The following is a 12,564-nucleotide window of genomic DNA, read 5'->3' on the forward strand; positions in this document are numbered from 1 at the left end:
TACAAATAATCAGTTCAGAGATTTCTAAACTAACGGCGAAGCGGCTAGACTTCGCCGCCGAGCCCGGACGGCGGCCTTTGCCTCGGCCCGCAGTTCGAAATCCTCGCCCCGCAAACCGGAGTCGCCGTGTCCAACGCCTTGCCCGACCTGCGCCTGTTGCGCATCTTCGCCGCGGTGGTGCGCCACCAGGGCTTCGCCGCCGCCCAGCAGGAGTTGAACCTGTCGACCTCGGCGATCAGCACCTACATGAGCCAACTGGAGAACCAGCTCGGCATCGTGCTCTGCCACCGTGGCCGCGGCGGCTTCAGCCTGACCAGCAAGGGCGAGCTGTTCCACCAGGAGACCCTGCGCATCCTCGGCGAACTGGAAGGCTTCGGACGCTACGCGCTGGCGTTGAAGGGCGAGCTGCGCGGCACCCTGAACCTCGGTGTGCTCGATTCCACGGTGAGCGACCCGGCGCTGCCGCTGGCCGAGGTGATCGGCGCCTTCAGCCGCGAACACCCGGCGGTGCACCTGCACCTGCTGGTGCAGAGCCCCTACGAACTGCAACTGAGCGTGCTGGAGAACCGCCAGGACCTGGCCATCGGCGCCTTTTCCAGTCGCATGAACGGACTGGTCTACCAGCCGCTGTACCGCGAACAGCACTGGCTGTACTGCAGCGACCGGCATCCGCTGTTCGACGGGCGGAGGATTCCCGCCGACCTGATCACCCAGCAACGCATGGTCGGCCGCGGCTACTGGAGCCAGGCCGAGCTGGCCCGGCACGGCTTCAAGCACAGCGCGGGGACGGTGGAGAGCATGGAGGCGCAACTGATCCTGATCCTGTCCGGCGGCTACATCGGCTACCTGCCGGAGCACTACGCCCACCCGTGGGTCGAGCAGGGCCGTCTGCGCGCCCTGCTGCCGGCGACCTTCGGCTACCAGGCGCCATTCTCCCTGATCCTCCGCCGCGGCCGCTCGCGCGAGCCGCTGATCCAGGCCTTCCGCGACCAGTTGCGGACGCAGATGAGCCTGGCCTGAGCCCTAGAGATCGGCGTTGAGGGTGCGCGAGAACTGCTGCACCGCCTCCACCACCTTGTGCGTGCTCTCGCGGATGCCGAGGATCGCCGTGCCGGCCTCGTTGGCCAGCTCCACGCCGCGCCGCGCCTGTTCCTGGCTGTGCTGCATGTCGTCGATGACGCTGCGGGTGCCGGTCTGGATGCGACCGATCATGTCGGCGATCTCCTTGGTCGACTTGCTGGTGCGCTCCGCCAGTTGCCGCACCTCGTCGGCCACCACGGCGAAGCCGCGACCCTGGTCGCCGGCGCGGGCGGCCTCGATGGCGGCATTGAGGGCGAGCAGGTTGGTCTGCTCGGCGATCTCGCGGATGGTGTTGACGATCGAGGTGATCTGTTGCGAGTGCTGCGACAGTTCGCCGATGTTCAGCGAGGAAGCATCCAGGGTATTCGCGATCTTGAGCATTTCCTCCACCGCGCTCTGGATGATCAGCGCGCCGTGTTCGGCGACGGTGCGGGTCTCGGTGGACAGGGTATGGGCCTGGTGGGCGTTGTCCGCCTCGGCCTGGTAGCGGCGCATGCGGTCGCTGACGTCGCTGGCGAACTTGACCACCTTGAACAGCTTGCCGTCGGCGTCGTAGACCGGGTTGTAGCTGGCTTCCAGCCAGACCGGCTGGCCGTTGCGGTGGACCCGGCGGAACTGCCCGGTGACGTACTCGCCGCGATTCAGGCGGCGCCAGAGGTCGGCGTACTGCGGGCCGTCGCGGTAGCCCGGTTCGCAGAACTGGCGGTGGTTGGCGCTGGCCAGCTCGGCTCGGCCATAGCCCATGGTGGCGAGGAAGTTGTCGTTGGCCGCGAGGACATTGCCGTCGAGGTCGAACTCGATCATCGCCATCGAGCGGGACAGGGCATCCAGCTTGCTCTGCATCTCGTGTTCCTGGTGGACGATGGCATCGATGTCGCTGGCGTACTTGACCACCTTGAGCAGTCGACCCTGCCCGTCGCGTACGGGGTTGTAGGTGGCTTCCAGCCAGAGTGGCCGGCCCTCGCGGGTAATGCGCTTGCAGCGGCCGGAAAAGTGTTCGCCGCGCCGCAGGCGTTCCCAGAAGCGCCGGTAGTCTTCCGATTGCGCGTAGGCGCCGTCGCAAAGCTGGCGATGCGGTTTGCCGAGGATCTCGTCGCGGCGGTAGCCCAGCAGGGTCAGGAAATTCTCATTGGCATCGGTGATGTTGCCGTCGGGGTCGAACTCCACGCGCGCCATGGAGCGGTCCAGCGCTGCCATGTGCAGGCGCTCGGCGGCGAGTTGCTGTTGCAAGTCGGCGTTCATCTGTCGGTACTTGCGAGTGAACATGAGAAACATCCTTGGATAGAGAGGGGCTCATCCCGGTCTTCGGCGCGGACGGACGGGAGTTGAGAGGGCGGGACGATTGTATTTTTTCATCGAACGACAAAAATTCGTCGTTATTCTTAATGGGTGAAGAAAGTTGCTGCCATTCGTCGGAAATATGACGTTTTTGCGAGCGAGAGAATGCCTCTCCGCCTGTGGCACACTGGGCCCCTTCCAGGAGTCGTCCCATGTCACGTATCCGCTGCGAGCGTTGCGCTCGCCCCGCCAGCCACTGCCTCTGCGCATTGATTCCCTCCTTGCCGTCGCGTACGCGGGTGCTGGTCCTGCAGCACCCCAGCGAGGTCGGGCACGCGCTGAATACCGCAGGGTTGGCCGTGCTCGGCTTGCGCAATGCGGAATTGCGGGTCGGCGAGCGTTTCGCCGAGGAGACCTGGCGAGTGCCGGGCTACCGGGCCTGCCTGCTGTTTCCCGGCGAGCAGGCGCGAGCGCTGGCGGGGATGGCCGCCGAGGCCGCCGGCGAGCCCCTCCTGCTGGTGGTGCCGGACGGCACCTGGCGCAAGGCGCGTAAGCTGCTGCACCTGAACCCGGCCCTGGCAGCCCTGCCGCGGGTGAGCCTGGCCGAAGGCATGGCGTCGCGTTATCGCCTGCGCAAGGCGCCGGGAGAGGGCGCGCTGTCGACCATCGAGGCAATCGCCGCGGCGCTCGACGAACTGGAGGCGCCGCGTACCCACGAAGCCCTGCTGAAGCCATTCGATGCCCTGATCGAGGGGCAGATCGCGGCGATGGGTGAGGATACCTACCGGCGCAACCATCTCAACCAGGAGCGCCGCCGCCGATAGCGGTCGAGCAGTTCCGGGATCGCCGTTTCGCGCCAGAACTCCGGGCTGACCATGCCGCTGGACATGCCGCCGTGGGCGTGGCGCGCGAGGTAGATCAGGGCATCGTATTCCAGCGGATGGCCGCTGAGGCGCTCGAAGGTCTCGCCGAGCAGGCGTTCCAGGGCTGCGGCGGAGGCCGGCCAGGGCGCGTCCGCCAGTTGCCCGGCCATTTCCTGCCAGAGGTAGGGGTCGCCACGGCCGCCCCAGCGCGAGGGTTCCCGTTCGAAGAGTTCGGCGATGCGCAGTCTGGCCATGTCGGTCGGTCGTGTCTGTCGAAAGCGAAAAGTATGCCCGATTGGCGGGACCGCATGGGCGGAGTAGACTGCCGCGGTCTTTCCTTCCTTACGAGGTGTTCGTCCGATGCGCACTTGATGCTGCCGTGTCCGCACGGCCGGTTTTCCGTCCCTGGCCCGAGGGCCCGGGGGAATGCATGGCATCAAGGGGGTATCCATGACGAATACGTCGACCCTGACGCTCGATGGCGTCTCTTTCCAGCTGCCGGACGGCAGCCTTCTGTTTTCCGATCTCGACGAAACCTTCGACACCCGGCACACCGGGCTGGTGGGACGCAACGGCGTCGGCAAGTCGCTGCTCGCGCGCCTGCTCGCCGGACACTTGCAGCCGTCCAGCGGCAGCGTCCGGCGCCAGGGGCGCGTGCGCTACCTGGCGCAGCAGTTCGATCCGGCCGAGTATCCGACCGTCGCCGACCTGGCTGGCGTCCGCCCATGGCTGGAGGCGCTGGCGCGGATCGAGGCGGGTAGCATCGACGACGCCGACTACGAATGCCTGGGCGAGCGCTGGGACATCCGCCAAAGGCTGGCCGACGCCCTAGCCGCCGAGGGGCTCGGCCATCTCCGCGCGGATACCCCGAGCGAACGCCTGAGCGGCGGCGAATGCATGCGCGTAGCGCTGCTCGGCGCATTCCTCGACGACGCCGACTTTCTCATCCTCGACGAACCGAGCAACCCTCTCGACGGGCCGGCACGCGCTTTGCTGCGGGCGCGCCTGGCGGCATGGGACGGCGGCCTGCTGCTGGTCAGCCATGACCGCGAACTGCTCGAGGGCATGCAGCGGATCGTCGAGCTGTCGACCCTCGGCCTGCGCAGCTATGGCGGCGGCTATTCCTTCTACGCGCAGAGCCGGGAGGAGGCGCGCGAGGTCGCCGAACGTCGTCTGGACCAGCGTCGTCTGGAGCGCAAGCGGCAGACCCTGGCCATGCGCGAACAGCAGCAGCGCCAGGAGCGGCGCCAGGCCAGCGGCCGGCGCGAAGGCAAGACGGCGAACCAGGCGAAGATCCTGCTCGGTGGGTTCAGGGAACGTAGCGAGGTCAGCGCCGGCAAGCTGCGCAATGCCCACCAGGCGGAGCGCGAGCGCCTCGACCGCGAGGTGCGCGAGGCTGCCAGGGAGGTCGAGGAGGCGTCGCCGCTGCTGCTCGATTCGCCCGATGCCGAACTGGCGGCGCAGCGCCGGATCGTCGAGTTGAAGGGCGCGGTCCTGCCGCATCTGCGCGGGCCGTTGCGCGAAATCGACCTGCTCCTGAGCGGTCCGCGACGGCTGGCGCTGGTCGGCCCGAACGGCAGCGGCAAGTCGACCCTGCTGCGGCTGCTGGCCGGGCAACGGGCGCCGCTGGCGGGAACCTGCGCGGTGACGGTGGGCGCCGCCTATCTCGACCAGCGGCTGAGCGTGCTGGACCACGGGCGAGGCGTGCTGGAGCAGTTGCTGGAGGTCAATCGCAGTCGCGGCGAAAGCTGGCTGCGCACGCGCCTGGCGCAACTCGGCTTGCCGGCCGAACGGCTCTCCCAGCCGTGCGCGACGCTGAGCGGCGGCGAACGCTTGAAGGCGGCCCTGGCCCTGGTGCTCTATGCCGACCGGCCGGCGCAGTTGCTATTGCTCGACGAGCCGGACAACCACCTCGACCTGGCTGCGCGGCAGGCCCTGGAAAGCATGCTCGGGCAATACCGTGGGGCCTTGCTGGTGGTGTCCCACGACCCGGTGTTTCTCCGCCACCTGGCGCTGGACGGCGAACTGCGGGCTACTGCCACGGGTTGGCGCCTGGAGGACCGATGAGCTGGCCATCCGCCGTGACCTGCAGGAGGCTGACTCCGCCGTGGCTGAAACCGATGGCGAGGAGTTTGTCGCTGACTGCCAGGCACAGCGGTATGGCGTCTGCCGTGCGGTAGCGCCAGCGACATTCGCCGCTGGCGAGGTCGCGTACCTCGACCTGACCATCGACCAGCGCCAGTGCGATCCATTGTCCGCCGGGCAACGGCGCGAAGGCGCTGACCTGGGCGGACAGGGTGGCGCCCCAGAGCGTGCCGCGGCTCTCCAGGTCGTAGCAGGTCAGGCGCTGGGTACCGTAGGCGTGATGCGGCGAGTTGTAGACCTTGGCGTTGAGCAGCAGGCGATTGCCCAGCAGGCAGCCGTGCAGGTTGTTGAAGTGCTCCGGGTGGCGCTCCAGGCGTAGCACTTCGCGGGTCTTGAAGGTCTGCGGGTCGAGGCGGAACAGGCCTTTGTCCTGGTGCTGCTCCGGCGGATTGCCGGCCAGGTAGAAGAAGGCTTCGCCACGGTCGATGCGCAGATGGTGGTTGAACAGGTCGTAGTGTCCGAGACGGCGCCTGTGGACGATCCGGCCGGTCGGGTCGAGCACGAGGTCTTCCAGGTCTTTGCCCTCGAGGGCGATCTGGCGGGCGAGAAAACCGCCTTGGGCGGATTGCGCCAGCAGATGGCGGCAGTCGCTCAGGAGCAGCGGTTGTCCCGGCGTTAGCGGCACCTTGAACAGTCGCTGGGCGGCATACCCGAGTTGCAGATTGACCAGCAGGCTGTCGTCCGTGGCGTTATGGAAGACCTGCAGGCACTGGCCCCGTTCGGCCAGTTCGAAGCTGCGCAGGCTGTCGTCGGCCAGATTCCAGAGCTCGAGCCGGGGGCTGGCGCGGGCGATGGCCAGGCGTTGTCCGTCGAGAAAGCACAGGTCCCACACCGGTGGACGATGCAGGAACCGCCGATCTTTGCCCAGGGCTAGGTTTTCCAGGATCGGCAGCGCTGCTTCGCGTTGTGTCGAGGCAGGGTAGAGGGCCCAGTCGAAGGGCAGGCGGGTGCCGGGCAGGTCGTCCAGCACCAGTGGGGCGTCGACCGGAAAGGCTAGCGAATGGCGCTGGCGGAACAACGGTCGGTCCTCCAGGTCGTCGCTGGGGGCGACGGTGAAGGCCAGGCGCCGGCCGTCGTCCTCGAAGTCGCAGGCGAGCACTTCGCGGTTGTCGGCGAGCAGCGATTGGATCTTGCCGCTCGCGTAGTCCCAGGCCAGCAGACCGCCTTCGAAGAAGGCGCCGCCGTCGTAGCGTCCGCCGCCGATCACCAGTACGGGCCGGCTCGGGTGCCAGGCGATGGCGTTGAGCGGAAAGCCCAGGTCCGGCAGGACGGCGATGCATTCGAGGTCGCCGCCGCGGTACAGGCGCAGGCTCTGTTCGTAGACGTCGAGCTGTCGGCCCGGGTGTTGCCCATGAAAGGCGCTGGCCACCGCGAGGAGCGCGCCGCCGGGAGCCTGAAACACGGCGTAGGGCTCGCCGATGTCGGCGAAGGCGCAAGCGGGCAGCCTGCGGCCGGAAGGAAGCGGGGAGCTGGGCATGGACGATACCGGGATAATAGAGTCGGGCGCAGTGTCGTTCATTCGTCGTTTCGGGAAAAGCATGAGAAGCGCGGCTGTTCCGACCGGTCGTTTTCTTCTAGGATGGCGCTCCCTTCCTCCCTCGTCGCCGCCGCTGTGCACCGTCCATGCGTTGATTCGCGCCACGGGCATCCAGGTGACGAACCTCAGCGTGGCGCCCGGCCTGGCGGTCGCGGCTGCCTTTCGTTCTACCTGGAATCTTTCGGATAAAGGAATCCAGCATGCACATTCGCAAGCGCGTCGACGCCGACAACACGGCATTGGTCGACCTGTGGGAACGTTCCGTCCGCGCGACCCACGATTTTCTCAGTGAAGCGGACATCGTCGAGCTTTACCCACAGGTCCGCGACCTGTACCTGCCGGCCGTCGAGGTCTGGGTGCTGGTCGACGACGACGGCGTGGCCCAGGGCTTCATTGGCCTGAACCAGGCGCATGTCGAGATGCTCTTCGTCGAACCCGGGCTGCGCGGCCGGGGTATCGGCCGACGCCTGCTCGATCATGCGCGGGCGACCTGGCCGCGCCTGAGCGTCGATGTCAACGAGCAGAACCCGCAGGCCTGCGGTTTCTATCGACATTATGGGTTCCGCCAGACCGGTCGCTCCGCGACCGACTCGGCGGGGCGGCCGTTCCCGCTGCTGCACATGAGCCTGTAGGAGGGCGCGGCACCTCGCCCTGTGGAGCGAGGTGCCGCGCAACATCCGGAAAAGTTTTCCCCGGCCAGATGCTTTCAACTGCAAGCATCCGTTTGAGACAGGTCAAACGTTGCGGCGCAGGCCTGCCCGATAGTTCTGTTCAACAGAACGAGGCGCAGGAATCCCATGAACGGCATCCCACCCCTGTCTTCCCGCGACGCCCATGCCAGCCCGCCGCAACGGGTGCTGGAACGATTGCACAGCTCCGCCGCCGGCCTGGATGCGGACGAGGCCGCCCGCCGCCTGGCGGCGCACGGCTACAACCGGTTGCCCGCGCCGAAACGCCAGGGGCCGCTGCTGCGCTTGCTGCGGCAGTTCCACAACGTCCTGCTGTACATGATGCTGTTCGCCTCTCTGGTCACCGCGCTGCTCGGCTTCTGGGTGGACAGTGCGGTAATCCTCCTGGCGGTGGTGGTCAACGCGCTGATCGGTTTCGTCCAGGAGGGCAAGGCGGCCAACGCGTTGGACGCCATCCGCGACATGCTTTCGCTGCATGCCCTGGTCCTGCGCGACGGCCAGCGCCAGGCGCTGGACGCTGAACGCCTGGTACCGGGCGACGTGGTGCTGCTGGCCTCCGGCGACCGGGTGCCGGCCGACCTGCGGCTGTTCGAAACGAAGAACTTCCATGTCGACGAGTCGGCCCTGACCGGTGAGTCGGTGCCGGTGGAGAAGGGCTGCGTCGCGGTGGCCATCGACGCGCTGCTCGGCGACCGCCGTTGCATGGCCTATTCCGGCACCCTGGTGACCAGCGGCCAGGCGCGCGGAGTGGTGGTCGCCACCGCCGGGGATACCGAACTGGGCCGGATCGGTACGCTGTTGCGCGAAGTCCGCACCCTGGCCACTCCGCTGCTGCGACAGATCGCCAGCTTCAGCCGCTGGCTGGCCCTGGCGATCCTGCTGCTGGCCGGCGCCACCTTCGTCCTCGGCACCCTCTGGCAGGGCCAGCCGATGGTGGACATGTTCATGCTGGTGGTGGCGCTGACCGCCTCGGCGATTCCCGAGGGGCTGCCGGCGATCATGACGGTGATCCTCGCCCTCGGCGTACAGCGCATGGCCCGGCGCAACGCCATCGTCAGCCGCCTGCCGGCGGTGGAGACGCTGGGTTCGGTGACGGTGATCTGCTCGGACAAGACCGGCACCCTGACCCGCAACGAGATGACCGTGCAGCGTATCGTCACCGCCGACCAGGTGATCGAGGTCAGCGGCGCCGGCTACGCCCCGCTGGGTGGTTTCAGCCACAACGGCGAAGGCCTCGATCCCGCCGGACGCGACGATCTGCAGGAGATCGGTCGCGCGGCGCTGTTGTGCAACGAGGCGCGCCTGCACCAGGAGGGTGAGGCATGGCAACTGGAGGGCGACCCCACCGAAGGCGCGCTGCTCAGCCTCGGCCTCAAGCTGGGCCTCGATCCGCAGGCGCTGGCGGCGGAACGGCCACGCAGCGATGCGATTCCGTTCGAGTCCGAGCATCGCTTCATGGCCACCCTGCACCACGACCACGCGGGCCAGGCGATGGTCTACCTGAAGGGCGCGCCGGAGCGCATCCTCGACATGTGCGAGGCTGAGCGGGTGGGCGACTCGGTGCGGTCGCTCGACCCGGATTACTGGCGGCGCCTGGCCACCGACACCGCCGCTCGCGGCCTGCGCCTGCTGGCCATCGCCCGGCGGGCGATGCCGGCGGAGCAGCGCACGCTGGATTTCGCCGACGTGGAACATGGCTTCACCCTGTTGGCCCTGGTGGGCATCATCGATCCGCCGCGCGAGGAGGCCGTGGCCGCGGTCGCCGAATGCCAGGCGGCGGGTATCGCGGTGAAGATGATCACTGGCGACCACGTCGACACCGCGCGGGCGATCGGCGCCATGCTCGGGATCGGCATCGACCGGCCGGCGCTGACCGGCGCGGAGATCGAGTTGCTCGACGACCAGCGCCTGCGCGAAGTGCTGCCGGGCGTCGATGTGTTCGCCCGCGCCAGCCCCGAGCACAAGCTGCGCCTGGTGCAGGCCCTGCAGGCCAGCGGCGAGGTGGTGGCGATGACCGGCGACGGGGTCAACGATGCGCCGGCGCTGAAGCGCGCCGACGTCGGCGTAGCGATGGGCAACAAGGGCACCGAGGCGGCCAAGGAGGCGGCCGAGGTGGTCCTCGCCGACGACAATTTCGCCACCATCGCCAATGCCGTGCGCGAGGGAAGGGCGGTCTACGACAACCTGAAGAAATTCATCCTCTTCATGCTGCCGACCAACGGTGGCGAGGCGTTGATCGTGATCGCCGCGATCCTGTTCCAGCTGACCCTGCCGATGACGCCGGCGCAGATCCTCTGGATCAACATGGTCACCTCCAGCACCCTGGGCCTGGCGCTGGCCTTCGATCCGGCCGAGCGCGGCCTGATGCAGCGTCCGCCGCGCCCGCCGGCGGAGCCCCTGTTGTCGCTGTTCTTCGTCTGGCGGGTGCTGCTGGTCTCGCTGCTGATGATGGCGGGCGCCCTGGGCCTGTTCCTCTGGGAGCTGGAGCATGGCACCGGGCTGGAGCGCGCGCGGACCATGGCGGTGAACAGCGTGGTGGTGTGCGAGATGTTCTACCTGCTCAACAGCCGGCATATCTACGATTCGGTGCTCAGCCGCGAGGGCCTGTTCGGCAACCGCCAGGTCTTGCTGGCGATCGCCGCCTGCGTGGTGCTGCAACTGCTCTATACCTACGCGCCGCCGTTGCAGGCGCTGTTCGGCTCGGTCGGCCTGGCCCCGGGCGAGTGGGCGCGGGTGCTGCTGGCCGGGCTTGGCCTGTTCTGCGTCGCCGAACTGGAAAAGTGGCTATGTCGCCGGGTTCGTGCCCGGCAGGCCTGACGCCGCGAGGTCGCCCCTTTGGCCACGGCGCTGTGCCTTTGCCCGTGCGCCGCGCACCGACGACTGCGCCTCGGATCGCCCGGCCGAGAGCGGTCGCACGCGTGGCGAGGGGCCGACAGTGAACCCGGGGACCAGGCGTGACTGGGTATTCAGTTCGCATAAAATGTGATCTAGATCACATTTAAACGTTTGCTTACCCTCTAGGACGGGTATCGTACTAGGTGCATCAAACGCCGCGGTCTATTGTTAAGTGGGACTGAAATGTGCCTTTCCGGCACAACGCCAACTCTATAGAGTGGGCTGACTGGACATCTTCAGGGGTCGTCGGGCACGGGCGCATGCGCCTCGGCAGGAAGCCGGGATTCTCGGACTGCCGTACAACGTGCCGGATATCGGGTGCCGAATCCATATTTGGCTGATTGGTTAATAGTTTAAGAAGAACGTAGCGCTATGGCCTTGGTTGACGGTTTTCTTGAGCTGGAACGCTCAAGTGGAAAATTGGAGTGGAGCGCCATCCTGCAGAAGATGGCGAGCGACCTTGGATTCTCGAAGATCCTCTTCGGCCTGTTGCCTAAGGACAGCCAGGACTACGAGAACGCCTTCATCGTCGGCAACTACCCGGCCGCCTGGCGCGAGCATTACGACCGGGCTGGCTACGCGCGGGTCGACCCGACGGTCAGTCACTGTACCCAGAGCGTACTGCCGATTTTCTGGGAACCGTCCATCTACCAGACGCGAAAGCAGCACGAGTTCTTCGAGGAAGCCTCGGCCGCCGGCCTGGTGTATGGGCCGACCATGCCGCTGCATGGTGCGCGCGGCGAACTCGGCGCGCTGAGCCTCAGCGTGGAAGCGGAAAACCGGGCCGAGGCCAACCGTTTCATGGAGTCGGTCCTGCCGACCCTGTGGATGCTCAAGGACTACGCACTGCAGAGCGGTGCCGGACTGGCCTTCGAACATCCGGTCAGCAAACCGGTGGTTCTGACCAGCCGGGAGAAGGAAGTGTTGCAGTGGTGCGCCATCGGCAAGACCAGTTGGGAGATATCGGTTATCTGCAACTGCTCGGAAGCCAATGTGAACTTCCATATGGGAAACATTCGGCGGAAGTTCGGTGTGACCTCCCGCCGCGTAGCGGCCATTATGGCCGTTAATTTGGGTCTTATTACTCTCTGATCTTGCCTCTCAGGTCGGCGAGCTGGCGATCGGTAATTTGCCCTTCTATATAGAAATGCAAAAGCAGATATATAGGGAAGGGCAGGTTCTCGCCATTCTCGAAACGACTGCCGCAGGATTGGCTTATCCCGAAGCGGCTCCAGAAAGTTTCCTGGCTTTCCCGTCGGGCGGTGCGGGTGGCCTTTGCCCGGAAGGCCATGTTTTGGGGCTGTGTTCTCTCGTGTGAAGCCATTGCTCTGATCTTTTCGGACGTTTCTTCGAGCCTAGCAAGGGTCCGGGTTCACCGAAATCTATCTCATTTGCTAGTTATAAAATTATGAAATTTGCATAAATTCTTCAGCTTCCTATTTGGAGGAAGTGAAGATGATCGTACAAATTGGTCGGCGCGAAGAGTTCGATAAAAAACTGCTGGGCGAGATGCACAAGTTGCGTGCTCAAGTGTTCAAGGAGCGCAAAGGCTGGGACGTTAGTGTCATCGACGAGATGGAAATCGATGGTTATGACGCACTCAGCCCTTATTACATGTTGATCCAGGAAGATACTCCTGAAGCCCAGGTTTTCGGTTGCTGGCGAATTCTCGATACCACTGGCCCCTACATGCTGAAGAACACCTTCCCGGAGCTTCTGCACGGCAAGGAAGCGCCTTGCTCGCCGCACATCTGGGAACTCAGCCGTTTCGCCATCAACTCTGGACAGAAAGGCTCGCTGGGCTTTTCCGACTGTACGCTGGAGGCGATGCGCGCGCTGGCCCGCTACAGCCTGCAGAACGACATCCAGACGCTGGTGACGGTAACCACCGTAGGCGTGGAGAAGATGATGATCCGTGCCGGCCTGGACGTATCGCGCTTCGGTCCGCACCTGAAGATCGGCATCGAGCGCGCGGTGGCCTTGCGCATCGAACTCAATGCCAAGACCCAGATCGCGCTTTACGGGGGAGTGCTGGTGGAACAGCGACTGGCGGTTTCATGACGGGGACCTGTCGGCT

Annotated in this window: 11 protein-coding genes; 7 read left to right on the forward strand and 4 right to left on the reverse strand. The window is 66.0% G+C overall.

From position 1 onward, the window contains the following. Nucleotides 1-126: 126 nt before the first annotated feature. Nucleotides 127-1,020 carry a LysR family transcriptional regulator gene (locus tag VQ065_RS12275; RefSeq protein WP_003087025.1) on the forward strand — a complete coding sequence of 298 codons (894 nt, stop codon included), beginning with the start codon at nucleotides 127-129 and terminating at the stop codon, nucleotides 1,018-1,020. A gap of 3 nt (nucleotides 1,021-1,023) precedes the next feature. On the opposite strand, the gene bdlA is transcribed toward VQ065_RS12275, so the two are convergent. Beyond that, on the reverse strand, nucleotides 1,024-2,277 hold the full coding sequence (gene bdlA / locus VQ065_RS12280; protein WP_073646470.1) for a biofilm dispersion protein BdlA: 1,254 nt from the start codon (nucleotides 2,275-2,277) through the stop codon (nucleotides 1,024-1,026). 293 nt (nucleotides 2,278-2,570) lie between these two features. Here bdlA and VQ065_RS12285 point away from each other — a divergent pair, with 293 nt between their 5' ends. After that, entirely contained in the window at nucleotides 2,571-3,182 is a 612-nt protein-coding gene (locus VQ065_RS12285) for a tRNA-uridine aminocarboxypropyltransferase (protein WP_003087029.1), read from the forward strand. Here VQ065_RS12285 and VQ065_RS12290 read toward each other — a convergent pair. After that, entirely contained in the window at nucleotides 3,140-3,475 is a 336-nt protein-coding gene (locus tag VQ065_RS12290) for a hypothetical protein (RefSeq protein ID WP_003087031.1), read from the reverse strand. The two genes, VQ065_RS12285 and VQ065_RS12290, sit on opposite strands and share 43 nt — an antisense overlap. A gap of 196 nt (nucleotides 3,476-3,671) precedes the next feature. Between VQ065_RS12290 and VQ065_RS12295 the strand changes: the two genes are divergently transcribed. Continuing rightward, entirely contained in the window at nucleotides 3,672-5,288 is a 1,617-nt protein-coding gene (locus VQ065_RS12295; RefSeq protein WP_023657589.1) for an ATP-binding cassette domain-containing protein, read from the forward strand. On the opposite strand, the gene VQ065_RS12300 is transcribed toward VQ065_RS12295, so the two are convergent. Beyond that, nucleotides 5,254-6,843 (reverse strand): hypothetical protein, encoded by a 1,590-nt coding sequence (locus VQ065_RS12300; protein WP_003087041.1) that lies wholly within the window; start codon nucleotides 6,841-6,843, stop codon nucleotides 5,254-5,256. The genes VQ065_RS12295 and VQ065_RS12300 overlap by 35 nt on opposite strands. A gap of 260 nt (nucleotides 6,844-7,103) precedes the next feature. Between VQ065_RS12300 and VQ065_RS12305 the strand changes: the two genes are divergently transcribed. The 3 genes from VQ065_RS12305 to lasR all read left to right on the forward strand — a co-directional run bounded on the left by VQ065_RS12305 (nucleotide 7,104) and on the right by lasR (nucleotide 11,579). Further along, nucleotides 7,104-7,535: an acetyltransferase gene (locus tag VQ065_RS12305; RefSeq protein ID WP_003082981.1), complete on the forward strand. Its 432-nt coding sequence runs from the start codon at nucleotides 7,104-7,106 to the stop codon at nucleotides 7,533-7,535. 165 nt (nucleotides 7,536-7,700) lie between these two features. Further along, nucleotides 7,701-10,409, forward strand: coding sequence for a cation-transporting P-type ATPase (locus VQ065_RS12310; RefSeq protein ID WP_003087057.1), 2,709 nt, complete (start codon nucleotides 7,701-7,703; stop codon nucleotides 10,407-10,409). Between the two features lie 450 nt (nucleotides 10,410-10,859). Next, entirely contained in the window at nucleotides 10,860-11,579 is a 720-nt protein-coding gene (lasR, locus tag VQ065_RS12315) for a transcriptional regulator LasR (protein WP_057379677.1), read from the forward strand. Here the strand turns inward: lasR and rsaL are convergent. Beyond that, complete coding sequence (gene rsaL / locus VQ065_RS12320) at nucleotides 11,569-11,811, reverse strand: quorum-sensing transcriptional regulator RsaL (protein ID WP_003083010.1); 243 nt, start codon at nucleotides 11,809-11,811, stop codon at nucleotides 11,569-11,571. The genes lasR and rsaL overlap by 11 nt on opposite strands. Nucleotides 11,812-11,942: 131 nt before the next feature. On the opposite strand from rsaL, the gene lasI reads away from it, so the two are divergent. After that, nucleotides 11,943-12,548: an acyl-homoserine-lactone synthase LasI gene (gene lasI, locus VQ065_RS12325; protein ID WP_003083017.1), complete on the forward strand. Its 606-nt coding sequence runs from the start codon at nucleotides 11,943-11,945 to the stop codon at nucleotides 12,546-12,548. Nucleotides 12,549-12,564 lie beyond the last annotated feature (16 nt).

The sequence above is a fragment of the Pseudomonas sp. KBN10P06128 genome, assembly GCF_037574945.1.
Taxonomy (GTDB): Bacteria; Pseudomonadota; Gammaproteobacteria; order Pseudomonadales; family Pseudomonadaceae; genus Pseudomonas; species Pseudomonas aeruginosa.

Excerpts from the sequence above, each read along its gene's own strand:
- bdlA (WP_073646470.1), bottom strand. The coding sequence starts at position 2,277 with ATGGCAGCGCTGGACCGCTCCATGGCGCGCGTGGAGTTCGACCCCGAC.
- VQ065_RS12285 (WP_003087029.1), top strand. The coding sequence starts at position 2,571 with ATGTCACGTATCCGCTGCGAGCGTTGCGCTCGCCCCGCCAGCCACTGC.
- VQ065_RS12290 (WP_003087031.1), bottom strand. The coding sequence starts at position 3,475 with ATGGCCAGACTGCGCATCGCCGAACTCTTCGAACGGGAACCCTCGCGC.
- VQ065_RS12295 (WP_023657589.1), top strand. The coding sequence starts at position 3,672 with ATGACGAATACGTCGACCCTGACGCTCGATGGCGTCTCTTTCCAGCTG.
- VQ065_RS12300 (WP_003087041.1), bottom strand. The coding sequence starts at position 6,843 with ATGCCCAGCTCCCCGCTTCCTTCCGGCCGCAGGCTGCCCGCTTGCGCC.
- VQ065_RS12305 (WP_003082981.1), top strand. The coding sequence starts at position 7,104 with ATGCACATTCGCAAGCGCGTCGACGCCGACAACACGGCATTGGTCGAC.
- VQ065_RS12310 (WP_003087057.1), top strand. The coding sequence starts at position 7,701 with ATGAACGGCATCCCACCCCTGTCTTCCCGCGACGCCCATGCCAGCCCG.
- lasR (WP_057379677.1), top strand. The coding sequence starts at position 10,860 with ATGGCCTTGGTTGACGGTTTTCTTGAGCTGGAACGCTCAAGTGGAAAA.
- rsaL (WP_003083010.1), bottom strand. The coding sequence starts at position 11,811 with ATGGCTTCACACGAGAGAACACAGCCCCAAAACATGGCCTTCCGGGCA.
- lasI (WP_003083017.1), top strand. The coding sequence starts at position 11,943 with ATGATCGTACAAATTGGTCGGCGCGAAGAGTTCGATAAAAAACTGCTG.